Genomic DNA, 25811 nt, shown 5'->3' with positions numbered 1-25811 from the left:
TCTCTCCTGCCCGAACCAAAGTCCCTCCGCCACGTTAACCATGCGCTCGATTGCCTGTGGCAAATGTTAACGAAACATTGCCAACTGGCACGGCGATTGCGACTTCTGGGGGAGCAGGGCACTCGATGCGTGCCAGAACGGGACACATGTCCCACTTTGAAACGGAACCGCGCAAGTGGATACGAGCAAGCCAGAGAAACGGACGATTTCGGGACACCGCCTCCCGGTCAGCCTTTCCGTGCCGCGCGCCAGACCGTCCCTTGCCGGCTCGGCGCCGCAGGCGGCTTTTCTCGCCCAATTGATCGACTCCGCCCGCGCCAGTACACCGGCCTCGCCTTCACGCGAATCGCGCGCCAGCCAGTTCTATCGCGCCATCGAAACAAGCGATCTCAAACGCTTACCCATGGGCTACCGCAAATCGGTTTCGGCCTGACCTATTCGGTCCCGCCAAACTGCACGTCCCGCGCTGCGGCACGGATGGAAACGGTAAATCCGGCGATCACGTCGATCAGCGCCATGACCATCAGGATGAAAAACACCGACGTCGCGGCGTAGCCCACCAGCAGAAATTCCACGAGACAGATCACAAACACTGCAGTCGAAAGCATGTGATCGACCACCGAGGCATTGCCGAACCGTGTCGATTTGAGAATTTCGCCAAACAGCAGCACCAGCGAAACAAGCACGAAGACGTCCCCCACGCTCAACGCCCATACGCCGCCTGAGACCATGGAAATGGTCGCGAGCGGCGACATCCAGGCCGCACCGTCGGCAAAGCCGAACAGCGCCATCACATTGTAAACGATCAGGGGCAGTGCCAGGAGCGGCGGCATAAACATCGATGGGTTCCGTCGGGCAGGTGGTCTCATGGGTGCGACCCTGCCTCAAAACCCCGATTTTGGCCAGAAAAAAGGCCGGTCACCGACCGGCCCTACGTTACTTCTTGATGGTGATCGGCCCGACCATCTGCTCGGGCCGCACCTCGGCGTCGAACTCGTCACCGCTCAAAAGCCCCAGCGCAATGGCTTCCTCGCGCAAGGTCGTGCCGTTCTTGTGCGCCGTTTTGGCGATCTTAGCCGCGTTGTCGTAACCAATCTTGCGATTGAGTGCGGTCACCAGCATCAACGAATTGTTCAAATGCTCGTTGATCTTCTTGCGGTCCGGCTCAATGCCGATGGCGCAATTGTCGTTGAACGATTTGGCCGCGTCGGCCAAAAGCCTCACTGACTGGATGAAGTTGAACGCGATGACCGGCTTATAGACATTGAGCTCGAAATTGCCCTGGCTCGCCGCAAACCCAATGGTGGCGTCATTGCCCATCACCTGCGCCACGACCATGGTCATGGCTTCAGACTGAGTCGGGTTGACCTTGCCCGGCATGATCGAGGAGCCGGGCTCGTTTTCGGGAATGGTGATCTCACCCAGTCCCGAGCGCGGCCCAGAGGCCAGCCAGCGCACATCATTGGCGATTTTCATGAACGCAACCGCCAGTTGCTTTAATGCACCCGAAGCCCCGACGAACGCATCGTGCCCGGCCAGCACCGCAAACTTGTTGGGCGCCGTCACAAACTGATGCCCCGAAAGAGTCGAAATTTCCTCGGCCACCATGCGCGCATAGTCGGGGTGGGTGTTAAGCCCCGTCCCCACAGCTGTTCCCCCCAGCGCCAGTTCGCGCAATTGCGGCAAGCTCGCCTCAATGGCCTTGAGCGCCAGGTCGATCTGCGCCACCCAGCCCGAAATTTCCTGCCCCAGCGTCAGAGGCGTCGCATCCTGAAGATGGGTGCGGCCGATCTTGACCACGTCCATGAACTCCTCGGACTTTTTCGCCAGCGTGTCGCGCAGCAGCTTGACCTTGGCGAACAGCTTGTCCTCGACAATGGTCACCGCCGCGATATGCATGGCGGTGGGATAGGTGTCGTTGGAGCTTTGGCTCATATTAACATGGTCATTGGGGTGCACGGGCTTCTTGCTGCCCATCTCCCCGCCGGCCATTTCGATGGCGCGGTTGGAAATCACCTCGTTGACGTTCATGTTCGATTGGGTGCCGGACCCGGTCTGCCAGACAACCAGCGGAAAATGATCGTCGAGCTTACCGGAGATCACCTCATCGGCCGCCGCGACCACGAGGTCGCGGGTCGTTTCGTCCATAAGCCCGAGTTTTGTATTGGTGACCGCCGCAGCCTTTTTCAGAGTTCCGAAGGCATGGACGATTTCGAGCGGCATCTTTTCGCCGCCGATATCGAAATTCATCAGCGAGCGTGCGGTCTGTGCCCCGTAATATTTCTCGTTTGGAACCTCGATAGGGCCCATAGAGTCGGTTTCAGTCCGCGTGCTCATCACAATCCTCCAGTGGCTGGGTACTGGCCAATAAAAAGGCCAGTCCCTGTTTCAAGGACTGGCCGTATTCTGGACGGGCGAACCCGTCAATGGCGCTTTGGTCTAAAGCACCAGAGCTTTAAGCAATCAGTTGCCCTTGGGCTCAAGAATCTGACGGCCGCGATACATGCCGGACTTCAGATCGACATGGTGCGGACGGCGAAGCTCGCCGCTGTCCTTGTCTTCAACATAAGCTGCGCCCTTGAGCGCATCGGCCGAACGGCGGAACCCGCGCTTCATCGGCGTCGTCTTCCTTTTGGGGACTGCCATTTGACTACTCCATTTTCATGCTGCGTGCCCTGCTCAGGCAATAGAACTCTGCCGCGCCGGCCACGCCAAAACCGTTTTACCCTATTGGGATCGTGGCGCTCTATACAGGATCACCGGGGCCTTGGCTAGTCTGTCGGTCAGGAAAATCGCACGCTTTCATAGCGCCGGTGCCCCGTCGAACAGACACTCGGCCTGCGATGAAAACCGCTGCACTCTCACTTCGACAATTCCGGCCGTCCGAACCAGCCCCGACGTCGGGTTGCCGGGCCGCCGCACATGTGGATTGGGCAGCGTCACCACAAGTAGCGTGGCGCGCTGCCATGAAAAACTTTCAGCGCTTGTCCCAAACGCCGCCTGCGCTCCTGCCTCCACGCCGAACTCCCCGTTGGGGCCCCATTCTGCGATATTGAGATAGATCTCCATGATCCGCTGCTTGGGCAACACAAGATCGATGTACATGGCCAGCGGCACCTCGAGCGCTTTGCGCACCACAGAGCGCGAATTGGTCAGAAACAGGTTCCGCGCCACCTGCATGGTGATGGTCGACGCCCCCCGGGCCTCGCGTCCAGCCAGAAATTTGTCGATCTCGGTTCGCAGTGCTGCGACATTGACCCCGTGATGAGTGCAGAACTGCCAGTCTTCAGAGAGGACCACCGACGTTTTGAGCCTGTCGGAAATCTCGTCGAGATCGCGCCATATGCGCGTCACGGGCTGGCCGGTGACATATCGGCCGATCATCAGCGTGGAAACCGGCGGCACCACCCAATAGAGTGGCACCAGCACCAGCGGAATGGCCACCAGCGCCGCGGCCAGCACCAGCGGCACCGCCACCCAGGATTTCCAGCCCCGCCTTTTCCGCCGTCTGGCCAAATGTCGCCTCCCGGTTCAGTCGCAAACGAGCGCGCTTGTAGAATGGACACGGAGGCTTTAGCAAATCTTGCCATGACCGAAGATCAATTCGATTCCCAGCTTGCCGATTGCGCCACCCAGACCGAAGCGTTTCTGGCCGCCCATATTGCAACGCTCGACGCCCCCGAGCGCCTCTTGGCCGCCATCGCGCACGGTACGCTGGGCGGCGGCAAGCGCCTGCGCCCCTTCCTCGTGCGCCTTTCCGCTTCGCTGTTTGACGTGCCGCACGAAAAAAGCCTCGCTGTGGGCGCCGCACTCGAAATGATCCATTGTTATTCCCTCGTCCATGACGATCTGCCCGACATGGACCATGACGAACTCCGCCGCGGCAAACCCACCGTCTGGAAAGCCTTCGATCCGGCTCTCGCCATCCTGGCCGGCGACGCGCTTCTGACCGAAGCTTTTGCGCTCTTGTCCGATCCGCGCAGCCATCCCGATCCAGCCATCCGCGCCGAACTGGTTCTGACCCTCGCCCATGCAGCCGGATCCGCCGGCATGGTGGGTGGACAGGTCCTCGATATCGAAGGCGAAACAAACCCGCTCGACGAAGACGCGATTTTCACGATGCAGGCCAAAAAAACCGGCGCCCTGATCCGGGTGGGCGTTGAAATGGGCGCCATTCTCGGCAATGCCAACTCCACCCAGCGAGCCGAACTGATCCGCTTCGGGACCGCCGCCGGGCTCGCCTTCCAGATCGCAGATGACATCCTCGATGTCACCGCCACCTCCGATGCGCTGGGCAAGACCGCCGGCAAGGATGTGGCGCAAAACAAATCGACGATCATTGCCCGCAGCGGCCTTGATGCCGCCCGGAAGGTCTTGGACGATGCCGTAGCAAACGGTCTCGATGCGCTGGAGAATTTCGGCCCAAGCGCAGATCGCCTCCGGTCGCTCATTCGGCATTTCGCCGACCGCAGTCACTAAAGCCGCTTTTCCATGGCAATTCCGTAAGCCGGTCGCTGTTCAGGCAAGAGATCGCGTTCGCGGTACCCTCTCGCCTCATAGAACCGCCGCGCGGTTATCGTGCTGAACAGATAGGCCACTGACTCCCCCCGCGCGCTCAACATCTGTTCGAGATGAACCATCATCGCCCCCGATACGCCCATGAACCGACTCTCGGGATGCACATAGTTGAGGACGATCCCCTCCCTCTCCCGAACCCCTCCGGCGCTGGCCATGTGGCCATTGGCGAAAGCCACAAAAATCGTATTGAGCGGATCATCGATCCACTTCAAAAAGTGCTCGGGCGTCTTGTTGGAAAGCCAGTGCTCCAGCCGCTCGGCATCATTGCCATGGTCGGGTACGCAAAGCTCGACAATCGAGCGCCGCAGCAGCACAGCCGCCTCTTCGGCGTCTCCCGCCAGCGCCGGGCGAATGGTAATCGTGCTCATCGCCGCCGGCCCAAACGCCTGCCGAGCGCCGATCCCGCAATGCGCGCCCGCTCGATACGAAGGGCGAACCCCTTTTCGTTTTCCATGAACCGCTCAAACCCAAGCTTTTCATGGAACGCCAATGACAATGTATTGGTGCGATAGACATGGCTTTCGAGCGTCTCGATACCCTTGTCTTCCATGATAGCCGCCATCCGCCGCCCGATTTCGGCCAGAACCGATGCGTTGCGATGCGCCGGATCGACACTGAACGCACCGACAAACCAGCGCCCCTCCGCCAGCGGCCAGAAATAGGTATGAGCCACATGCCGGCCATTCCGCTCGACGCAGATCAGTTGGGATTTTTCGAGCGATGCCGCAACCTTTTGCCGATAATCCGCAACATCAAACGCGTCGCCCGCTTCTGTCGTGTGATCAGCCAAAACCCGCGAATCAAGCGTTACAATGCTATCAAGGAGAACAGAGCTCATTCCGCCGCTGGCTTGGCCCGCCCTGCCCCGAACCGGTTTTCAATATAATCGGCAACCATGCGCTTGAACTGGTCGGCAACATCGGCGCCCTTGAGCGTCGTCACCTTCTGGCCCTCTATAAACACAGGCGCCGATGGCGTTTCCCCGGTGCCGGGCAGCGAAATGCCGATATCGGCGTGCTTGGATTCCCCCGGCCCGTTGACGATGCACCCCATCACCGCAACGCTCATGGCCTCAACGCCAGGATATTTCTCCCGCCATTCAGGCATTGAGGTTGAGAGATGGTCCTGGATATCTTTTGCCAAAGTCTGAAACGTCGTCGACGTCGTCCGGCCGCAACCGGGGCAAGCCGCTACCACAGGCACGAACTGACGAAACCCCATTGTCTGGAGCAATTCCTGCGCCACCTTGACCTCAAGCGTCCGGTCGCCGTCCGGTTCGGGGGTCAGCGAAATGCGGATCGTATCGCCAATACCCTGCTGCAGCAGGATGCCCAGCGCCGCCGAGGAGGCGACGATCCCCTTGGACCCCATTCCCGCTTCGGTTAGTCCCAGATGCAGCGCGTAATCGCAACGCACCGCCAGTTCCTGATAGACCGAAATCAGCTGCTGGACGTCCGACACCTTGGTCGACAGGATGATCTTGTCGCGTCCCATGCCCAGCTCTTCGGCCCGCTCGGCCGAAAGGATCGCCGAGCGGATGATGGCTTCGCGCTGAACATGCGCTGCGCTCCAGGGATCGGTCCGGCCCGCGTTTTCATCCATCAGAACGGTCAGCAATTCCTGATCGAGCGAGCCCCAATTGACCCCGATCCGCACCGGCTTGTCGTACCGGTTGGCGATCTCGATCATCTGGGAGAATTGCTTGTCGCGCTTGTCCTTGAAGCCAACATTGCCCGGATTGACCCGGTACTTGGCCAAAGCCTCCGCACACGCGGGATGGTCGGACAGCAGCTTGTGCCCGATATAGTGGAAATCGCCCACCAGCGGCACGTTGACACCGCGCACCATAAGCCGGTCGCGGATATGAGGCACCGCAGCGGCGGCCTCGTCCCGGTCCACGGTAATGCGGACAATCTCCGAACCGGCCCTCGCCAGCGCCGCGACCTGACGCACTGTTGCATCGATATCGGCGGTGTCGGTATTGGTCATCGACTGGACCACAATGGGGCCGCCGCCTCCCACCATCACTCCGCCGACATCGACCCCGACCGTTGTTTTGCGCTGCGCTGGACCTGACATGACCCGTACTCTTTGTTCTCGTCGAACACATAAGCCTTCACAAAGACCAGTGCAATGTTACACCCGTGCGACCAGGAGTGCTTCCAGGATAAGTGAGCACCACTTATCCGGTTCGGAAGCACGACCAATAAAGACTGCGAGAAATTGAAGCGATTCCAAGAAGCGCTGAAATGCTTTAGCGGCCTTGAACGCTGCTCGCCGATCCCTATCTAAAACTCATGATAAAGAACCTCGCTTCCCTCCTGCTGCCTCGCTTCCTGCGGTTTCGCAAGGAAGCACTTTTGCTCTGGAAGGCCTTCTGGTCGCCGGGCACCCCGCTCTATCTCAAGTTCGCGACCTTTGCGGCCGCGGCCTATCTGGTCTGGCCCATCGATCTGATCACGGATTTCATTCCGCTGCTCGGTTGGGTCGACGACATTATTCTGGTGCCGCTCCTGGTCAGTTGGATCGTTTCGCGCCTGCCGGTAACCGCACCGGTTCGCGCGCGCCGGGACGGCCCGATCATTGATGGAACGGCGCGCCGTATGTAAAATAGCCTGTCCGCGGGAACCATTTGTCCCTCACAAAAGTTTTACGGGCCATAATGGTCACTGTGAGGGAATTTGAAAAATGGGCCTTTCGACAATTCTGATTATCATTTTGATTTTGCTTTTGATCGGCGCTTTGCCCACTTGGGGATATTCACGCGCCTGGGGCTACGGCCCGACCGGTATTCTCGGTGTCATTCTGGTCGTTATCCTCATCCTGATGTTGATGGGTACGATCTAGCTGTTTGACGGCCCGCGCATCCTTTCTGGTGCGGGCTGTCCTTCCCGGGGATTCCGGGCTCTATGATTGATCTCCTCCCCTTGGACGGCCCGGATTTTCCGCGCCGTCCTTTTTTAGTCCAGCCGGATCAAGAGGTCCTTGGCATCGATCTGATCGCCGGGCTTGACGAGAACTTCGGCCACGGTCCCGTCGGCCTCGGCGTGCAGCGCGGTTTCCATCTTCATGGCTTCGATCGAAAGCAGCACATCGCCAGCCTCGACCTTCTGGCCTGCTTGCACGGCCAACGATGAGACAACCCCCGGCATGGGTGCGCCAACCTGTTTGACATCGCCTGTTGTCGCCTTGGGGCGGGCAACGATGTCGCCGGCCTTGAGCCGGTCAGGAACGGCCACGGCGCGAGGCTGACCGTTGAGGTCGAAAAACACCCGCACCATGCCCTTTTCATTGGTTTCCGACTGGCCGAGGAACTGGACCACCATGGTCTTGCCCTTTTCGAGATCGACCATAATCTCGTCGGCCGGATTAAGTCCGTAAAAATAGACGGGCGTGGGCAGCACTTCGGTCGGCCCGTAAAGGTCCTGGGCCTTGGCGAATTCGGCAAAGACTTTCGGATACATGAGATACGAGGCAAGCCGGAAATCGTCGATTTCCATGCCAGAGGCCTCCTCGGCCTTCTTGCGCTCTGCTTCGAGATCAGCCGGAGCCAGCCCCTTGCCGGGACGCTCGGTCAGGGCCTTCTTCCCCTTCAGAACCTTTTTTTGCAGCGCCTCAGGAAACCCGCCAGTCGGCTGGCCCAGATCGCCGGCAAAAAACCCGATCACCGAATCGGGGAACGACACATCCTTTTCAGGGCTCTCGACGTCGGCACGCTTGAGACCCGATGACACCATGGCCAGCGCCATATCGCCCACCACTTTGGAGCTTGGCGTCACCTTGACGATATCACCAAACATCTGGTTGACGTCTGCATAGGTCTGGGCGACTTCGTGCCAGCGGGTTTCCAGCCCCATCGAGCGGGCCTGTTCCTTGAGATTGGTGAACTGCCCGCCCGGCATTTCGTGCAGATAGACCTCGGAAGCGCCGCCCTTCAAGTCACTCTCAAAGGCGCGATACTGCGTGCGCACCGCTTCCCAGTAAAACGAGATTTCTCTTATCGCCTTCGGCGAAAGCTGCGCGTCGCGCTCGGTCCCTTCAAGCGCGGCGACCAGAGACCCAAGAGTGGGCTGGCTCGTCGTGCCCGAAAACGAATCCATCGCCGCATCGACCGCGTCCACTCCGGCCTCACAGGCCGCAAGCACCGTCGCCGCCGAAGCCCCCGACGTGTCGTGGGTATGGAAATGAATCGGTAACCCGATCTCTCTTTTAAGCGTCGCAAACAGCTTTTTGGCCGCCGGCGCCTTCATCACCCCGGCCATGTCTTTGATGCCCAGCACATGCGCGCCCGCAGCTTCGAGTTCCTTGGCCAGCCCAACATAGTATTTCAGATCATATTTTGCCCGGTCCGGGTCGAGCATGTCGCCGGTGTAGCACACGACGCCCTCGCAGACCTTGCCGCTCTCGATCACCGCATCCATGGCGACCCGCATGTTCTCGACCCAGTTGAGGCAATCGAACACCCGAAAAATATCGATTCCACCTTCAGCGGCCTTTTTGACAAAGAACTGCACGACATTGTCGGGATAATTGGTGTAACCGACACCATTCGCCCCGCGCAGCAGCATCTGGGTCAGAATGTTGGGCGCCCCCTCGCGAATCTTTTTCAGCCGCTCCCATGGATCCTCGTTCAGAAACCGCATGGAAACGTCAAACGTCGCCCCGCCCCAACATTCGAGCGAAAACAGGTCAGGCAGGCCGCGACTATAGGCCTTGGCGATCTTTTCCATGTCGAAGGTGCGCATGCGGGTGGCCAGAAGGCTCTGGTGCCCGTCGCGCATCGTCGTGTCGGTGAACAGCACCCGATTTTGCGCCTTCATCCAGTCAGCCAGCCCCTTGGCGCCATCGCGCTCGAGGATCTGCCGGCTGCCCTCGACGACGGAAAGCGGCGGATATTCCGGGATCACCGGCGCCGCCGCATTGGTTGGCGGCCTTGGCCGGTCACGCACTTCGGGGTGACCGTTGACCGTCACATCGGCGATATAGGTCAAAAGCTTGGTCGCCCGATCCTTGCGCTTTTCGATATCGAACAGCTCGGGCGTCGTGTCGATAAACCGCGTTGTATAGGTGTTGTCGCGGAATTTGGGGTGCGAAATGATGTTTTCGAGGAACGCAAGATTGGTCGACACGCCGCGAATGCGGAATTCGCGCAGCGCCCGGTCCATCCGCGCAATCGCTTCTTCAGGCGTCGGCGCCCAGCAGGTCACCTTTTCCAAGAGCGGGTCGTAGAACCGGGTGATGATCGCGCCCGAATAGGCCGTCCCGCCATCGAGCCGCACGCCGAACCCGGTCGCCCCGCGATAGGCCGTTATCCGCCCGTAATCGGGGATGAAGTTTTCTTCGGGGTCTTCAGTGGTAACCCGGCATTGCAGGGCATGGCCATGCAAAACGATGTCCTTTTGTTCAGGCACTCCCGATTGCGGCGTCCCGATGACCGCCCCGTCCATAACCCTGATCTGCGCCTTGACGATATCGATGCCCGTGACCTCTTCGGTCACCGTGTGCTCGACCTGAATGCGCGGATTGACCTCGATGAAGTAGAACTCGTCGGTCTGGGCATCCATCAGGAACTCGACGGTCCCCGCACAGCGGTAACCCGCCTCATTGCCCAGCTTCAGCGCCGCATCTGTCAGCGCCTTGCGGGTCTCTTCCGAGAGGTACGGCGCCGGCGCGCGCTCAACCACTTTCTGGTTGCGCCGCTGTACCGAACAATCGCGCTCGAACAGATGCACCAGATTGCCGTGATCGTCGCCGAGCAGTTGCACCTCAACGTGCCGGGCCTTTTCAACAAGCTTTTCGAGATACATCTCGTCCTTGCCGAACGCCGCCTTGGCCTCACGCTTGCCTTCGGACACTTCGGACCGCAGTTGCTTGGGGTCGGTGATGCGTCGCATGCCGCGTCCGCCGCCGCCCCAACTCGCCTTGAGCATGAGCGGATAGCCGATCGCATCGGCCATTTTGGCCACTTCATCAAGATCGTCGGGCAAAGGGTCTGTGGCCGGGACCACCGGCACGCCCGCCTTGATCGCCATATTGCGTGCCGCGACCTTGTTGCCCAGATCGCGCATGGTCTGGGCTTTCGGCCCGATAAAGATGATTCCTGCATCCTCGCACGCATCGGCAAATTCAGGGCTTTCCGACAACAGCCCGTAACCGGGATGGATGGCATCGGCACCCGAAATTCGGGCCACGCGAATATATTCGTCGATCTGCAGATAGGCTTCCACCGGCCCCTTGCCCTGCCCGATCAGATACGCCTCGTCCGCCTTGAACCGATGCAGCGCCAGCTTGTCCTCTTCAGCAAACACAGCAACCGTTTTCAGCCCCAGCTCATTGGCGGCCCGGAACACCCGGATCGCGATCTCTGAGCGGTTGGCGACGAGAATCTTCTTGATGGCCATGGACTGGGAAACCCCCTGCTAGAGCGTGTCGGGGCGCATGGGAACACACGCCCGCAGATCGTGTTGCCGTCACTAAAACCGGCCGCCATACGGCCGGACGAAACCCCGTGCCAACGGGGAAAGGGCCCTGGGCAACCGGGCGGTCAGGAAATCGGCTTATCCAGATGCGCGGCCAGATGACTCATGTCGTAGCCGGCCCCGGCCGCGGCATCGATGATTGCGTCCGATGTTTCGGTGCCCGCCTGGCTGAGCGCCCACAGCGTCGTCGAGCGCGTACCGGAGCGGCAAAATGCAAACACCGGCCCGCCGCTCTCATCGAGCGCATGCCGGGTGGCGGCCACCATGTCGGGGGTCACGCCCTCGCGGCCCATGGGAATTTCGTAATAGCCAAGCCCAGCCGCCTTTGCAGCTGTCGCGATTTCGGCACCTGCCGGCTGGTCCGGTGCCTCATCATCGGGGCGGTTGTTGATGATCGAGACAAAGCCCGCCTGCTTGATCGTCTCGACATCGGACGGCAGGATCTGCCCCGAAACGCTCACGCGGTCATTGATCTTTCTGATATCCAAAACCCGGTCTCCCTGACGCCGAAAAGTTCCTACCACTCACCGCTCTTATAGCCATCAAGGCCACCGGTGCGCAACAGAACCCACAAGGGTCAGGCCGCTTTGATTGCCGCGTCTTCGGCTTCGATCTTGGCTTTAAGCGGTTGTGGCCGGCCCAAAAGAAAGCCCTGGAACCCCGTGCAGCCCAACTCAACCAGCGCCGCATGCTGCTCGGGCGTCTCCACGCCCTCGGCAATCACCTCGATCCCCAACCCTTTGGCGATCTTGCAGATCGATTCAACAATCATCGAATCCACCGGCCGCGAAGTGATTTCAGCGACATAAGCCCTGTCGATTTTCAGGATGTCAAAAGAGAGATCGCGCAGATAACCAAGGCTTGCATGCCCGGCCCCGAAATCATCGACAGCTATGCGCACGCCCAGCGCCCGCAGGAATTCGAGATTCTTTCGCTCGGCAGAATTCTTGTGCAATGGCGCCGTTTCGGTAATCTCGACAATGAACCGCTCGCCCATCAGCCCTGCCGCAGCAATCTCCTCTGCAAACCGCGCGGCATAATCGGGATGGCGCAGTTCTGCAGCCGATACATTGATCGCCACCACCTTCGTGGGCAGCCGCGGGACATCGGCACAAACCCGCCGCAGAACCCATTGCCCGAGCTTGGCGATCAGATCGGACTGTTCGGCAATCGGAACGAACGCTCCGGGCGAAATCATCCCCCGCACCGAATGCCGCCAGCGCACCAGCGCCTCGACAGAACGCTGTCTTCCATCCTGGCCAAAGACCGGCTGATAGTGGATTTCGAGCTCATCCATAAGGATCGCCGCCCGCAATTCTCGCTCGATAAAGCGCTGATAGCGCTCCTCGCTGAGCAACTCGCGTTCAAAGGCGATCACCCGCCCGCGTCCGCCATTCTTGCCCTTGTAAAGGGCAAGGTCGGCCTTTGAAATCAGCGTGTCCGCATCGCCCGCATCGCCGGGTGCCGTAGCAATTCCCATTGTGGCCGACAGTCGCACATCGCGTCCAGCCAAAGGTTCGGGACGGTCGAGCGTTTCGAGCACCCGGTCTCCTAGCCGTTTGAGCGCCGCCTTGGAACTGACCCCCGACAGTGCCACGGCAAATTCGTCCCCACCCAACCGGCCAATCACCGCGCCGGGCACCAATTCCTCGAGCGTCCGCACCAACCGCACCAGCGCCTGGTCTCCTGCCGCATGCCCCGTTCCGTCGTTGATGGCTTTGAGATGATCCATATCGATCTGGATATAGGCGACCGGCATCCGCTCGGCCTCCCGCACCATGTCCCGCAGCCGGTCGAGAAAATATTTGCGGTTGAACGCTCCGGTGAGCGCGTCACGGTTGAGAGAAGCCAGCAGATCGCGCCGCCGGGTTTCGGCAAGGCTGAGCGCCCTGCGCAACGAAAAATAGCCCCATACGATGATCGCGAGGAGCGCCAGCCCGGCAATGGCCACCACCGGCAAAACCACTTCTGCGTGCCTTGCGCCCAACCAGCCGGCAATCAGCGCTTCAAGCGCCGTGAACACGATAAGGCAGCCGGCCGCCCCTGCGGCAAAGGCAGTTCCGCGATAGACGGCCAAGATATTGGTGAGGGAAAGTTCTGTACGCATGCAACGCCACGACCGCTTGTTCGGCCCGACCATACGCAGCGCGTTTTAACGCAAGGTGAATATCGAAAAATATTTCCAAGAAATCAATAACTTGCGCCAGAAATCCACTGACAGACTCCGGCAATCCACCATCATCGGACCATTATGTGACAGTCCTGCGACAACGCTCTGAAACCCGGTCTCATGGTTAGGGATTTCTTATGGCGCCGTTGCACCGTCCTCCGATTCGGCCCCGTCCACCCAGTCCTGCCATACATCGCGTCCAGTGATCAGAAAATTCTGCGCCACGGCTTCCGCACTCGCATCGTTCTCGGCTTGCCAGGCCAAAAGCCGGTTCATTTCATCGAGCGGCATGGAGGCGCGCGCAAAATAATCGGCAACATCGGGCGTATCTGAAAAGAGCCATTCGGCCACCGCAATCACAACGGTGTCGGGCGCAAACCCCGATCCTCCGAATGGCACGCAATCGCGAATGGCCATGCATTGGGCATTGCCCGCATCGAATCCGCCCATGTCGAGCGGAACGAGATCAAGCCGGTCAATAAGTGCGTTGGGTTGCCAGTAATAGGTCAGCACCGGCTGGCGCTGGCTGACCGCATCGGTAATTGCCCCATCCATGGCGAACCTGTCGAGCGGCTCGACGATATCGAATCGTTCATCAAGCCCGAGCCCCGCGGCCATGTTCCTGTTGATGATCGCGCAAGCCCAGTCGGCGGGACACGAATAAAGTTCGGCCCGGCTTTCACCTGCCGGAACGAACACCTGCCAATGGTCCATGATGTCGTCGGCGGCTGCCAGCCCGCTGTTGTTTTCCATAACATAGGAGGGTACGAACCAGGCCTCCAGCGCGCCACCGGTAAAGGTGGAAGCCGCGGCCCGCGCACTCGACGCTTGCATGGCTCCGTTCCACACCTCGGCCTGTCGAGAGACCCACAACTCGGGCGCCACCGCCGGTTGCTGCGTGGTCGCCATCGATGCCAGCGTTGCTTCGGGTTCCCCCGGCACCAACCGCACTGCGCATTGATATTCGACCCGCAAGAGCGTCGCGTGGATATTGGCCAGAATTGCCGCCGATGGCCAGCCCATTTCGGCAATGGTGATCTCGCTGCTGCCGCAAGGCGGTTGCGGTGCGGATTCGGCGCTGGCAGGAGCTGCCTCGCCCGCTCCGCCCGAGCTATCGAGCACTTGCACCTGCCCATACCCCGTTGCCGGCACAAAGCCGATCACCGCCACAAGGACATGGGCCATCTTGATCCGCATCGGCCACCTGCCTCCCTGAATGATCAACGATCATAACTGGCAAATGCCCACCCGTTAAGCAACTGTAGGCTCAAGAAAATTCGTGCCAAAACCTGATGACTCCATAAACGCAACTGTGCAATGGTACCGTCTGGAGCGGGTCCAGCGAGTGGACCTTTTTCCAGTTGGGCTGTCCGAACCGAAAAGATCGCACTGGGATTTTGACCACCATGCGGCACGGGAGGGGCATGGCACGACCAAACTCTTGAGGGATATCATGCGTCATATCAAAAAATCTCTGACCCTTGCGGTCGCCGCAGGCGTTCTTTCGATGGCGGCGCCCGCCGTCGCACAGGATGTCACGATCGGCTTTATGGGCGGCTTCACTGGCCCCATTGAAAGCCTTGCGCCCCCGATCTTTGCCGGCGCCGAACTGGCCGTCCAGCAGGTCAACGATCAGGGTGGCATACTTGATGGCGGCACGTTCTCGATCGTTTCGGCCGACGGCGCCTGCGATGCGACCGCCGCAGCCAACGCGACCGACCGTCTGGTCAACACCGACCAGGTGAGCGCCATTGTGGGCGGGCTTTGCACCGGTGAAACCATAGGTGGCGCCAATTCTGCCGCCATTCCCGGTGGCGTCGTCATGATCTCGCCCGCCTCCACTGCGCCGGCCCTGACCACGCTCGAAGACAACGACCTTGTCTTCCGCACCACCCCCTCCGATGCCTTCCAGGGCCAAAAGCTCGCCGAGCTGCTTTTGTCCAAGGACATCACCGAAATTGCGCTGACCTATGTCAACAACGACTATGGTTCGGGCTTTGCTTCGGCTGTCACCGAGGCCTATGAAGCTGGGGGCGGCACCATCGCAGCCAACCTGGCCCATGAAGACGGCAAGGCCGATTATCGCGCCGAGCTGGGCAATTTGGCCTCCTCGGGCGCCCAAACCCTCGTTGTCCTCGCCTATGCCAATTCATCGGGTCAGACCCTGCTGCGTCAGGCGTTGGAATCGGGCAACTTCGTCACCTACGTTGGTGGTGACGGCATGGTCGGCGACGACTTGTTCACCGGTATCGATGCTGGCAGCGTGGAAGGCATGATCGCCACCCGCGCCGGTGCGTTCGAAGGCGAAAGCGCAACGGTTTACGCCGATCTGGCCACCGCCGCCGGGCTGACCCCGAACGACGTTTACGCTCCCCAGTCCTACGATGCGGCCTTCCTTCTGGCCCTCGCCATCGAAAAGAACGGCTCGGCTGACCGGGAAGGCCTCTCCGCCGCCCTGCGCGAAGTCTCCTCGGCTCCGGGCGAAACCATCCTTCCGGGCGAATGGGAAAAGGCCAAGGAACTGATCGCGGCCGGCACCGACATCGACTACCAGGGCGCCGGCGGCGACCTGGACTTTGATGATGCGGGCGATGTTGACGGCGTCATCGTCGAAATGACCGTCGAAGGCGGCTCGTTCGTCGAAGTTGGCGTCATCGAATAAGCCGACCAGGACCCCAATACGAAAAGCCCGGGAGCGATCCCGGGCTTTTTCTTTTTTGCTTTCCCTTTGGGGAGAAAGGACCTGCCCAGTTGCTTGACCAGGGGGCGGAGACCCTCACATGACCCCCGAACCGGACGCCGTTCTAGTCTTTGCGTTTGATATGCTCGGGCAACAGCCCCTTGGGCGCAAACCGCAGGGCAATGGTCACCACCAGCCCCAGAACGAAAATCCGCATCTGTACGGCACGAGTTTCGATGTCGGGAATTTCGCCCCAGCCCATCGAGGACGACCAGTTGCTCAGGGCACCGAACAGGCCCGTCGCCACCTGCTCGGAGAGCATCCAAACGACATAGATGAACAGCCCGCCAAAAAGCGCCCCGAAATTGTTGCCGGCTCCACCCACGATCAGCATCACCCAGATGATGAAGGTGTGGTTGATCGGCTGGTAGCTCGAGGGGTCATAGATGCCCACGAACGAAACGAGGATCGCCCCGCCAATGCCCATGAGCACCGAGCCGAAAATGAAAATCTCAAGTTGCCGCCCCGTTACATCCTTGCCCATCGATGCCGACGAGATGTGATTGTCACGAATGGCCCGCATCATGCGACCCCATGGCCCCTGATACGCCCTGTGGATCAAGAACAGCGCCACAATGACGATAGCCACCACCAGCGCGAGAAACCCGGCCCGCGCGTAAACAAAGCTGTCGGTGATCGAAACACCAAACTCCTGATAGTATTGCGGATTGGGTACCGGCCAGGGAATGGGCGAAACCGTTAGCGTGCCGCGCGTCAGCCATTCCATGTTGCGGATCACAGCCCGCAAAATTTCGGCAATCCCGATGGTCGCAATCGCCAGATAATCGGCCCGCAGCCCAAGGCTGACCTTCCCCACCAGAAACCCGATCAGCCCGGCCAGAATACCCCCGAAGGCCCAGCCAAGGATCACCGGCAGGCCCAGCCCACCGACCCAGCCGGCGGTCGAGGTGATAGTGTTGGCGACCGGATCCATCTGCGTACGGAAGATAACATAGGCGGCAAACCACGCGACAACGATCACCGCCCCGCGCCATTTGCCCGTTATTCCGAACCGCTGCACGCGATGGGCGAAAAAGATGATGATCGCCCCGATCGCCGCCGCGATTGCGGTGCGCCCGAGCAGCATCGGGCCCTCGGATTCCCAGAACGCCGCGTTGACCGGAAAGGAGATGAAGGTGACGGCAAACCCGCCCACCATCAGCATGCCCAGAATGCCGAAATTGAACAGCCCGCCAAAGCCCCACTGGATATTGAGCCCCATGGCGATCAGCGCAAAGGCGAAGGCCTCCACCATCAGCCGCACGGTGAACGGGGTGCCCATCATCACACCCACGAAAACGATCAGCGCAAACAGCGCTGCAAACAGCCCGATATAGCGCGCGGTCATGTGGAGGCTCCCCTGAAGATTCCCGTTGGCCGCACCAGAAGCACGACGACCAGGATCACGAAGGCGACGGTGAGTTTGTATTCGGACTGAACCAGGGTCAGCGAAGCGGGGATGTCAAACCAGAGGACATCGCGGAACGGGCGTAGCAGAACCGACCAATTGAACACCGCCAGCGTTTCCGCAAATCCCAGAACGAACCCGCCAGCAATTGCCCCATAGGCATGCCCCAACCCGCCTAGGATGGCTGCTGCAAAGATCGGCAACACGATATTGAAGGCCAGATCGGGTTTCAGTGTTACATCGAGCGCCAGCATGGTGCCCGCCAGGCAAGCCAGCGCACCCGCAATCACCCATGTCACCCGCACGACGAGCTTGGTGTTGATGCCTGAAACCTTGGCCAGGTCGGGATTGTCGGCCATAGCCCGCATCCCCTTGCCTAACCGCGAGCGGGTGAGAAAGTAGTGCAGGGCAATCACGGCGATAGCGGTCGAAGCCACCAGCCAGACCTGCGGCTCTGTAAAGGTGATGGGCCGGGTGACCCCCTCGAAGGGCAATTCGATCCGGAAAATCTGCTTGGGTTCGGTATCGAAGAACGAGCGCGTCTCCACCCCGAAAAACAGCCGGATCAGCCCCTGGATCATCATGGTGACCCCGATAGAGGCGATCAGCAATGTCACCGGTTTTGCCCCGCGGGCCCGAAGCGGCGCATAAAACCCTTTGTCGATCCCCAGCGCCAGCCCCGCCGCCAGCATCATGGCCAGCGGCACCACCAGCACACCGGTCGGAATGGGTGTCACGATCCCCAGCGCCGTCAAAACGCCGGCCAGGATAAAGGTGATGAACGCCCCCATGGTCATCATGTCGCCATGGGCGAAATGGGCAAACCGCAGGATACCGAAAATCAGCGTCACGCCCACGGCGCCCAGTGCATAGACCGAGCCCAGCACCACCCCGCCGATCAGCGCCTGATTGAAGAAAAAGATAAGATCGTTCATGCTTTCATCAGCTCCGGATCACCCGCCAAGAAAGCTCTTGGCCACATCCGGATCGTCGAGCAATTCCTGCCCGGTTCCGGTGAACCTGTTCTGTCCGCTGGTCAGAACGAACCCCTTGGTCGCGAACGCCAGCGCCTGACGCGCATTCTGCTCGACCATCAGGATACCAACGCCCGCGGCGTTGATCTTGACCACCTGTTCGAAAATTTCCATCATGTAGCGCGGCGAAAGCCCGGCCGATGGCTCATCGAGCATCAACAGTTTCGGCCGGCTCATCAGCGCCCGCCCCATGGCCACCATCTGGCGCTGTCCGCCCGACAGTTCGCCCGCCGGCTGTTTGCGCTTGGCCTTGAGATCGGGAAACATCTCATAGACCATATCGAGACTTTCGGTGATGTCGTCGCGCCGCACGAAGGCGCCCATCTCGAAATTCTCGTGTACCGACATTGAGGTAAAGACGTTGTGCTCCTGGGGCACGAACGAAAGCCCCATCGGCACCAGCCGGTCGGCCTCGAAATTGGTCACATCCTGTCCACCGAATGTCACGGTCCCGCCCGTAACGGTCAAAAGCCCGAAGATAGCCTTCAGAGTGGTCGATTTGCCCGCCCCGTTCGGCCCAACGATCACTCCGATATCGGACGCGTCGATCGCCATATTGACGCCATTGAGGATCGGCGCCCCGCCATAACCGGCCACGATGTCCTTAAGATCGATAAGGCTCATTGCACGGCCTCCACCGGGCCACCGAAATAGGCCTCGACGATCATCGGGTTGGCGCGCAGCTCTTCCATATTGCCCTTGGCGATCACCTCGCCCTGCGCCATCACGATCACCGGGTCGCACAGCCGCGCGATCAGATCCATGTCGTGCTCGATGACAAAGAAGGTATAGCCGAGCTCTTTGTTCATGCGCTCGATATTGGCGGCCAGATCGTTGAGCAGGGTCTTGTTGACCCCTGCTGCCACCTCGTCGAGCAGCACGATCTTGGCGTCCACCATCATTGTGCGGCCCAGCTCCAGCAGCTTTTTTTGTCCGCCCGAAAGATTGCCCGCCAGCTCGTTCTTCACATGCCCGAGTTTGAGAAAATCGATGACATCGAGTGCTTTCTGACGCACCTCCGCCTCGCGCGCCGCAGCCCTGCCCGGCTGGAACCACAGGGTCGAAAGGCTCTCGCCCGGCTGATCGCCGGGAACCATCATCAGATTCTCCAGCGCCGTCATCTGGGAAAATTCATGCGCGATCTGGAAGGTGCGCAACATGCCCAGCCGGAACAACTCGTGCGGCTTGAGCCCCGTAATGTCCTGCCCATCAAAGATGATCTGCCCGCTGGTGGGCGCAAAATTGCCGGCCACCATGTTGAACAGGGTGGATTTGCCCGCCCCGTTCGGCCCGATCAGTCCGGTGATCGACCCGCGCTCGACTTCGAGCGAACAGTTCGAAACAGCCAAAAGTCCGCCAAACCGTTTTGAAACGGAACGCACCTCGATTACCGCGTCAAACGCCACGCCTATGCTCAGCCCCTGAATTATTGTTGGACCAAAAGGTCAAATTCGTTGGAATTGCGGCATCTGCTCACAAGCGGTCCATTCGGTCAACTCAAAGCGCTTTGAGCACGGCTTCGGCTGTGGACTTGTTGTAGGCCACCGGGATGTCATAAAGCGTCGCAAGCCGGGTCAGCGCCTTGACGTCGACATCGTGCGGCAGCGCGCTCATCGGGTCTATGAAAAAGATCAGCGCGTCCAGCCGTCCCTCGGCAATCATCGCCCCGATCTGCGCATCCCCGCCCAGCGGACCGCTTTTCAGCGCCAGAACCTCGAGCCCGGTTTCCTGGGCCACGCGTCCGCCGGTCGTACCGGTGCCCACCAGCGTGAACCCATTCAACTGGTCCTTGTGCGCCAGCGCGAAGGCGACCATGTCGTTCTTCTTTTCGTCATGGGCTACCAGCCCGATGGTCTTTGTGGTCATGGCACTTGCCGTCCTTGCCCGTTTTGCTCTTCAACCATGCGATAGCCGCCTTGCCAAGCCCGGCATGCAAAAGGGCGCCCCGATGGACGCCCCTGCAAACGCAAATAATCCGGTCGCTCAGCTCAGCGCGCCGATAACCGCCTCGATGCGCTTCTTCATTGTCCCGGCATCGTAAGGTTTGATGATGTAGTTGTTCACACCACTCTCGATGGCTTCCTTGACCTGCTCCTTATCGGAGCGGCCCGTGGCCATGATAAAGGGCATGCCTTGCGTGCGCGGATGCTTGCGGATCACCTTGAGCAGCGTCAGCCCGTCCACATCATCCATGTTCCAGTCGGAAATGATGAGGTCGACACTTGTCTTTTCAAGCTTGGTCAGCGCATCGCGGCCGGACTTGGCCTCCACGATGTCCTTGAACCCGAGCTGAGTGAGGATGTATTTGCAGATGCCCCGCATCGATTGCTGGTCATCGACAATGAGAACGCTGACAGCGCTGGCCTTTGGCATGGATTCTCCGCCTTCAATACCCGGTCTTCTTCCGGAATGGTCAACCTGTGAAATTAGGGGACAAGCGTTACAATAATCTCAATACAAAGCCTCAAGCTGCAGCCTTGAGCTTCATGAGTGCACTAACCAACCGCCCGGCGATCTTTTCCACCGGCGCTTCCTCGATCACCGCACCCATCTCGAACGCTGCCTTGGGCATGCCGTAGATCAGGGCCGATCCCTGCGACTGCCCGATGGTGAACGCCCCCGCCTCGCGCATGGCTTTCATGCCCAACGCGCCGTCGCGCCCCATGCCCGTCAGGATTGCCCCCACGGCCATCGAGCCCACCACCTTGGCGGCGGATGAAAAAAGCACGTCCACGCTCGGCCTGTGTCCCGACGTTACCTCATCCTGGGTCACCCGGCATTTGAGCTGGCCCGAGGTCTTTTCCACCCGCAAGTGAAAATCTCCCGGAGCGACATAGGCTGTCCCGCGCTCGAGCACCATGCGGTCGGCAGCCTCGATCACCCTGACCGGCACGAGCTCGTTGAGCCGGGCGGCGAACCGCGCTGTAAACCCCTTGGGCATGTGCTGGGCGATCACGATTGGTGGACAATCGGAAGGAATGGATGAAAGCACCTGCCGGATCGCCTCGACACCACCGGTGGAGGCGCCAATGGCAATAAGCGCCCCCTCGGGCGCCGCAGCCGTCTTGAGCGGCAAATCGGGCGCTGGGGCGCGATGGGCCCGCGCCTGCACGTCCGACTGCGCCGCAAAGCGTACCTTCTCACGCAGCGTTGCGCCGAATGCCTCCAGCCCTCCTGCCATCTCGGTGCCGGGCTTGGCGACAAAATCGACGGCACCGAGCTCCAGCGCCAGCATGGTTTCGGACGCCCCTTTGGTGGTCAGGGTTGAAACCATCACCACCGGCAGTGGCCGCAGCCGCATGATCTTTTGCAAAAAGGCCAGCCCGTTCATATTGGGCATTTCGATATCGAGCGTCACCACATCGGGGTTGAGCGCCTTGATCTTGTCGCGCGCGTCCAGCGGATCATGCGCGGTGCCCACCACGGTGATATCGCCCTCTTGCGCCAGCGTTTTGGAAAGCACGTCCCGAATGAGCGCCGAATCGTCGACGACGAGGACCCTGATATTGCTCATGCTGCATCCTTTGCGTCGGCATTTGCCTTGCGTTGATAGACAGTCTTGCCGACCAGTTTGAAGCCCTTGGAAACGGCCTGCAGGTTTTCCGAGTGGCCGATATAGAGAAAGCCGTCGGGCGCCAGAACCTGACCGAGCCGATCAAACAGCACCCCTTGGGTTGGCTTGTCGAAATAAATTGCCACATTCCTGCAGAAAATTGCGTCGAACGGACCGCTGACCGGCCAGGCCTCGATCAGGTTGAGCAGCTTGAAGGTGACCAGCTCGTGCGCGGCGCGCGGGATACGGATTTCTCCCGTGTCGACCTTTTCGAAAAGCGCCGCCCGTTGCGCGGAGAGCCCGTTGAGTTCGGTGGACGGATAGATGCCTCTGGCCGCCTTGCCCACGACATTGGAATCGATATCGGTGGCCAGGATACGGAAATCCCAGCGCTTGAGTTCAGGAAACGCGGCCAGAAGGCTCAACGCGATCGTATAGGGCTCCTGCCCGGTCGAACATCCCGCTGACCAGATGCGCAGGCGGGGCTTGCCGCCCTTTGTCATGCGCCGCGGCCTGGCGATCAGCGCAGCCACGTGGCTGACAAGATGATCGAAATGGTGATCTTCGCGAAAGAACCGTGTCAGATTGGTGGTCAGTGCATTGACGAAATCCTGATCGTCCTCGGGCCGGCCCCGCATCTCGAGAAAATCGATATAGGCATCGAACCCAGGCAAAGAGAGCCCGCGCACGATCTTGGACAAGCGCGACACCACAAGCGTGCGCTTGGCGTCGGAAAGCGAAATCCCCGCCACGCGATAGACGCGCTCGCGGATTCGCGAAAATTCTTTTTCGCTAAGCGGAAATTCACCAGTATCCATACAAGTTCCGACTCCCCGATGCCGGTCTGCGCCCAGAAAAAGCTAGGCTCTGCCGGCAGATTGCCCCGCCGGCTGCGCGGTGAGCGCCTCGGCCTGTTGTTTTGCCTTGTCTCCGATCAGATCGACATCGGCGCCTGCCGCCACAAGCGCTTGGTCCCCGCTTGCCAGACTGGCCCCGATCATTGCCGTTTCCTCACTTAAATTCAGTAAATGGGCTGTGACCACACCCATGGTCTCCGCCAACCCCCGCGCCCCTTGCACCCCGGCATCGGCCTCCCCCAGCCCCGACTTGACCAGGGCCCTTATGTCCTTGGAGGTTTTGGCACTCGCCTGAGCCAACTCGCGCACTTCGCTGGCCACCACGGCAAACCCCGCGCCCTTCTCTCCGGCCCGCGCCGCTTCCACGGCGGCGTTGAGCGCTAAAAGATTGGTACGGAACGCCACCTCTTCGATCCCTGCGACAAGCTTGTCGATCTTGCCCACCAGCCCGGTCACCGCCATCACCCGCTCACTAGTCTCCTCGGCCGACGCCATGGCGATCTCGACATCTGCCCTGATTCCTTTGGTCCCTTCAGCGGTGCGTCCGGCCAGCAACCGACCGGCATCGATCTCGCCCCGTGCCGTCTCAATATGGGTGCGCGCATCATCGGCCGACTGCGTCAGGGTTTGGGCTGCCTCGCGGCAGATTTCGACAAGCGCGCCGACCTTTTCGAGCCGTTCGCGGGCTTGCCTGTGCATGTCGAGCGCTGCTTGGCGTTCTGAATCGATGCCTTCGATCTGCCGCGCCAACCCGGTGATCCGCGCCGCGAGGCCGTCATTGCCGCCCGCATCTGTGATCGGGGTGCCCTGCGCCAGCGCATCGAGCCGCGCCGCCGCCGCATCGAGCGTTGCCAGCCCTGCGTTGACCAAGTCGAACTCGGGCACGTCCTCGACGATGTCGGTGCCAATCCGGTAGCCAACATGCCCGCCGACCAGCGCCTGCCCAATCTCGTCGAGCACTTGAGCTGGAACCACCCGGCCCGGCCGGTCGATCTCGATCAGCCAGCGGTCCGGGGCCAGCGCGCTGACGGTTGCCATATGGCGCTGACCGGAAAGCGCGATGGCATAATCGGCCGGCTCATCCCCAAGCGCGAACACAATGCCCAACAGAGCCGCAGCCGTGTCGGTTTCGGCGCATTCGGGCGCCAGGGCCGTCAGCCCGGCGCTCATCTTGACGATAACGCCCTGTCCATCGACCAACATAGCCGGCCGTGCGAGCGTCTCGAATGCCGTGCAATAGGTCATGCCGCGTTCGAGCCGTAGGCACATATTGGCGGTGATGGCGCGCATATGCTCGATTTCACGGCTTTTCCCGATCGGGCCGCTTCCCACCGCCTCGCCCAACGCTGACAGCACACGGCGCTGCGCTCGGTCAGCCAGGATTGCGACAGCAAGACTCACCGCAATCGCCGCCACCCAGACCCCGGAGATCGCCAGCGGCCACCATGAAAAAGAAGAAAAATTGACGGCCAGAAACAGGCAGACCGCGAGGGTCGCCGACCAGAGCGCCAGCAATGCGGTAACGAGGCGGGTTCGAGCCAATGGACAGCCGACAATAAGAATGCGTCGCGTCACCCTAAAAGCCTATGGTTAACGCTTCGTGAGCGTGACACGTTCGCGGTAAGATTGTGGGAAGGTCTTCGCCTCACCCCGTCTGGCTCTGTATCGCCCTTTCAAGCACAGCGAAGATTTTCGGGTCTCCGCACTGCGCAACATTAAACCGCATGAAACGCCCGGCGGTTCCCGACGCGCTGTAGACGTTACCCGGCGCCGCAACGACGGCGTCCACCAGGGCCGTTCGCGCCACCTGCGCTGAATCCACCCCATCGGGCAATTGCCCCCAAAGGTTGAATCCGCCCCGTGGCAAGATCCACGGCTCGATCCCTATGCGCCCCAACGCGACTGCCGTTTCGCCCTGCGCCCGTGCCAGCTTGCGCTGCAGCTCCTCGATATGGCGGCGATATCCGCCTCCGGCCAGAACCCCGGCCACGACTTCGGCGGCCACAGGGCTCGGTCCGCCGAACCCTGCGGCAATCTGGAGATCGATAAGCCCCTCGATCCAGTCAGGGCGCGCCGCGATATAGCCGCAGCGCAACGAAGCCGAAATCGTCTTTGAAAAGCTTCCGATGCGCACCACCCGATCCAACCCGTCCAGACCCGCCAGATGCGGCACCGGCTCGGGCGCAAAATCGGCGAAGATATCGTCTTCGATGATCGTGACGTCATGAGCCGTCAGGGCTGACAGCACCCTGTGCGCGGTTTGAGCCGAAACCATCGCCCCCGTCGGATTATGCAAGCCATTGTTGGTGACATAGAGTTTTGGCCGCTCGGCGGCCAGAACCGCCTCGAAACGCTCGATATCCGGCCCGATCGGCGTATAGGGCACCCCGACGACTTTCACCTGGTGAGCGCGCAGCAGCGCGCGGAAATTGAAATAGCACGGATCGTCCACCACAACCGTATCGCCTGGCCGCAGCACGAAACGGCACACCAGGTCGATGGCGCTGGTCCCCGACGCAGTGAGCAAGAGCTGGTCGGGCGCCGTCTCCACGCCGTCTGCCGCCAGCCGCCTGCTGATGATGCGCCGCAGCGCTACCGAACCGCGCGTCGAACCATAATCGACAAGCGCGCCATCCCCGCTCCGGGCCAAGGCTCGCATGCCCTTGCGGATCGCCTCGGCGGGCATCCAGTCCGCCGGCAGCCAGCCACAACCGGGCTTGAGCGCTTGGGGGTCCGCGTCAAGCGATTGCCGCGACACCCAGAACGGGTCGATGTCGCGTTCCTTGGGCGCGATCTCCTGGGCCAGCGCCAAGGGTGGCAGCGCCGTCGCGCAAACATAAAACCCCGAGCCCCGCAGCGCCCGGATAACCCCTTCGGCCACCAGCCGGTCATAGGCCTCGACCACTGTCGATGGGGAAACGCCGATCTCGACGGCCAGCGCCCGGATCGAAGGCAACCGGTCGCCAGCCACCAGCACCCGACTGGCCACCCG

At 60.7% G+C, this 25811-nt stretch carries 26 protein-coding genes; 5 read left to right on the top strand and 21 right to left on the bottom strand.

The genetic code is table 11. The features are described 5' to 3' along the window. The first annotated feature begins 175 nt into the window (after positions 1-175). Positions 176-433 carry a hypothetical protein gene (locus tag AACZ55_RS04735; RefSeq protein ID WP_338608945.1) on the top strand — a complete coding sequence of 86 codons (258 nt, stop codon included), beginning with the start codon at positions 176-178 and terminating at the stop codon, positions 431-433. A 1-nt stretch (position 434) separates the two neighbouring features. On the opposite strand, the gene AACZ55_RS04730 is transcribed toward AACZ55_RS04735, so the two are convergent. The 4 genes from AACZ55_RS04730 to AACZ55_RS04715 form a co-directional block, all read right to left on the bottom strand. Next, complete coding sequence (locus AACZ55_RS04730) at positions 435-839, bottom strand: hypothetical protein (protein WP_338608943.1); 405 nt, start codon at positions 837-839, stop codon at positions 435-437. 97 nt (positions 840-936) lie between these two features. Continuing rightward, on the bottom strand, positions 937-2337 hold the full coding sequence (gene fumC / locus AACZ55_RS04725; protein WP_338608942.1) for a class II fumarate hydratase: 1401 nt from the start codon (positions 2335-2337) through the stop codon (positions 937-939). A gap of 126 nt (positions 2338-2463) precedes the next feature. Then, entirely contained in the window at positions 2464-2646 is a 183-nt protein-coding gene (rpmF, locus tag AACZ55_RS04720; protein ID WP_041528804.1) for a 50S ribosomal protein L32, read from the bottom strand. Between the two features lie 156 nt (positions 2647-2802). Further along, positions 2803-3516, bottom strand: coding sequence for a transglycosylase domain-containing protein (locus AACZ55_RS04715; protein WP_339643647.1), 714 nt, complete (start codon positions 3514-3516; stop codon positions 2803-2805). Between the two features lie 72 nt (positions 3517-3588). On the opposite strand from AACZ55_RS04715, the gene AACZ55_RS04710 reads away from it, so the two are divergent. Beyond that, positions 3589-4479: a polyprenyl synthetase family protein gene (locus AACZ55_RS04710; RefSeq protein ID WP_339643644.1), complete on the top strand. Its 891-nt coding sequence runs from the start codon at positions 3589-3591 to the stop codon at positions 4477-4479. On the opposite strand, the gene AACZ55_RS04705 is transcribed toward AACZ55_RS04710, so the two are convergent. From AACZ55_RS04705 to ispG, 3 genes are read right to left on the bottom strand one after another with little or no spacing between them, the layout of a single operon-like run. After that, on the bottom strand, positions 4476-4946 hold the full coding sequence (locus tag AACZ55_RS04705; RefSeq protein ID WP_339643641.1) for a GNAT family N-acetyltransferase: 471 nt from the start codon (positions 4944-4946) through the stop codon (positions 4476-4478). The genes AACZ55_RS04710 and AACZ55_RS04705 overlap by 4 nt on opposite strands. Further along, positions 4943-5368, bottom strand: a complete 426-nt coding sequence (locus AACZ55_RS04700) for a GNAT family N-acetyltransferase (RefSeq protein ID WP_338608938.1) — start codon at positions 5366-5368, stop codon at positions 4943-4945. Before AACZ55_RS04700 ends, AACZ55_RS04705 begins: the two co-directional genes overlap by 4 nt. A 44-nt stretch (positions 5369-5412) precedes the next feature. Then, positions 5413-6657, bottom strand: coding sequence for a flavodoxin-dependent (E)-4-hydroxy-3-methylbut-2-enyl-diphosphate synthase (ispG, locus tag AACZ55_RS04695; protein WP_339643636.1), 1245 nt, complete (start codon positions 6655-6657; stop codon positions 5413-5415). A 281-nt stretch (positions 6658-6938) separates the two neighbouring features. Here ispG and AACZ55_RS04690 point away from each other — a divergent pair, with 281 nt between their 5' ends. After that, a complete protein-coding gene (locus AACZ55_RS04690) occupies positions 6939-7187 on the top strand; it encodes a DUF1232 domain-containing protein (protein ID WP_339643633.1) in 249 nt (82 codons plus the stop codon). 79 nt (positions 7188-7266) lie between these two features. Then, complete coding sequence (locus AACZ55_RS04685) at positions 7267-7425, top strand: DUF3309 family protein (RefSeq protein WP_338608935.1); 159 nt, start codon at positions 7267-7269, stop codon at positions 7423-7425. 113 nt (positions 7426-7538) lie between these two features. Here the strand turns inward: AACZ55_RS04685 and pyc are convergent, their stop codons facing one another. The 4 genes from pyc to AACZ55_RS04665 all read right to left on the bottom strand — a co-directional run bounded on the left by pyc (position 7539) and on the right by AACZ55_RS04665 (position 14424). Beyond that, on the bottom strand, positions 7539-10979 hold the full coding sequence (pyc, locus tag AACZ55_RS04680; RefSeq protein WP_339643629.1) for a pyruvate carboxylase: 3441 nt from the start codon (positions 10977-10979) through the stop codon (positions 7539-7541). Between the two features lie 143 nt (positions 10980-11122). Next, the gene (locus tag AACZ55_RS04675) at positions 11123-11545 is read right to left on the bottom strand and encodes a TIGR01244 family sulfur transferase (RefSeq protein WP_338608932.1); all 423 of its coding nucleotides are present in this window, start codon (positions 11543-11545) and stop codon (positions 11123-11125) included. A gap of 89 nt (positions 11546-11634) precedes the next feature. Continuing rightward, positions 11635-13164 (bottom strand): bifunctional diguanylate cyclase/phosphodiesterase, encoded by a 1530-nt coding sequence (locus AACZ55_RS04670; RefSeq protein ID WP_339643625.1) that lies wholly within the window; start codon positions 13162-13164, stop codon positions 11635-11637. 198 nt (positions 13165-13362) lie between these two features. Next, on the bottom strand, positions 13363-14424 hold the full coding sequence (locus AACZ55_RS04665) for a glycine betaine ABC transporter substrate-binding protein (protein WP_339643622.1): 1062 nt from the start codon (positions 14422-14424) through the stop codon (positions 13363-13365). A 256-nt stretch (positions 14425-14680) separates the two neighbouring features. On the opposite strand from AACZ55_RS04665, the gene AACZ55_RS04660 reads away from it, so the two are divergent. After that, entirely contained in the window at positions 14681-15889 is a 1209-nt protein-coding gene (locus AACZ55_RS04660; protein ID WP_339643619.1) for an ABC transporter substrate-binding protein, read from the top strand. Between the two features lie 142 nt (positions 15890-16031). Here AACZ55_RS04660 and AACZ55_RS04655 read toward each other — a convergent pair whose 3' ends face one another. The 10 genes from AACZ55_RS04655 to AACZ55_RS04610 all read right to left on the bottom strand — a co-directional run. Next, complete coding sequence (locus AACZ55_RS04655) at positions 16032-17315, bottom strand: branched-chain amino acid ABC transporter permease (RefSeq protein ID WP_339643616.1); 1284 nt, start codon at positions 17313-17315, stop codon at positions 16032-16034. After that, entirely contained in the window at positions 17312-18310 is a 999-nt protein-coding gene (locus AACZ55_RS04650; protein WP_339643613.1) for a branched-chain amino acid ABC transporter permease, read from the bottom strand. Before AACZ55_RS04650 ends, AACZ55_RS04655 begins: the two co-directional genes overlap by 4 nt. Before the next feature lie 18 nt (positions 18311-18328). Then, on the bottom strand, positions 18329-19033 hold the full coding sequence (locus AACZ55_RS04645; RefSeq protein WP_338608923.1) for an ABC transporter ATP-binding protein: 705 nt from the start codon (positions 19031-19033) through the stop codon (positions 18329-18331). Beyond that, positions 19030-19815: an ABC transporter ATP-binding protein gene (locus AACZ55_RS04640; protein WP_339643609.1), complete on the bottom strand. Its 786-nt coding sequence runs from the start codon at positions 19813-19815 to the stop codon at positions 19030-19032. The genes AACZ55_RS04645 and AACZ55_RS04640 overlap by 4 nt, the downstream gene beginning before the upstream one ends. Positions 19816-19906: 91 nt before the next feature. Beyond that, positions 19907-20275, bottom strand: coding sequence for a methylglyoxal synthase (locus AACZ55_RS04635; protein WP_339643605.1), 369 nt, complete (start codon positions 20273-20275; stop codon positions 19907-19909). 117 nt (positions 20276-20392) lie between these two features. Beyond that, positions 20393-20782 carry a response regulator gene (locus tag AACZ55_RS04630; protein ID WP_014132207.1) on the bottom strand — a complete coding sequence of 130 codons (390 nt, stop codon included), beginning with the start codon at positions 20780-20782 and terminating at the stop codon, positions 20393-20395. Positions 20783-20873: 91 nt separating this feature from the next. Further along, complete coding sequence (locus AACZ55_RS04625) at positions 20874-21923, bottom strand: chemotaxis response regulator protein-glutamate methylesterase (protein WP_338608920.1); 1050 nt, start codon at positions 21921-21923, stop codon at positions 20874-20876. Continuing rightward, on the bottom strand, positions 21920-22780 hold the full coding sequence (locus tag AACZ55_RS04620) for a protein-glutamate O-methyltransferase (RefSeq protein ID WP_339643600.1): 861 nt from the start codon (positions 22778-22780) through the stop codon (positions 21920-21922). Before AACZ55_RS04620 ends, AACZ55_RS04625 begins: the two co-directional genes overlap by 4 nt. Before the next feature lie 42 nt (positions 22781-22822). Then, complete coding sequence (locus AACZ55_RS04615) at positions 22823-24394, bottom strand: methyl-accepting chemotaxis protein (RefSeq protein WP_339643597.1); 1572 nt, start codon at positions 24392-24394, stop codon at positions 22823-22825. Between the two features lie 70 nt (positions 24395-24464). Beyond that, the coding region (locus AACZ55_RS04610) for a PLP-dependent aminotransferase family protein (protein ID WP_339643594.1) at positions 24465-25811 on the bottom strand (1347 nt) is incomplete at its 5' end.

Source organism: uncultured Pelagibacterium sp. (genome assembly GCF_963972885.1).
GTDB classification, from domain to species: Bacteria; Pseudomonadota; Alphaproteobacteria; order Rhizobiales; family Devosiaceae; genus Pelagibacterium; species Pelagibacterium nitratireducens.
This window is presented reverse-complemented; position numbering and strand designations above follow the sequence as displayed.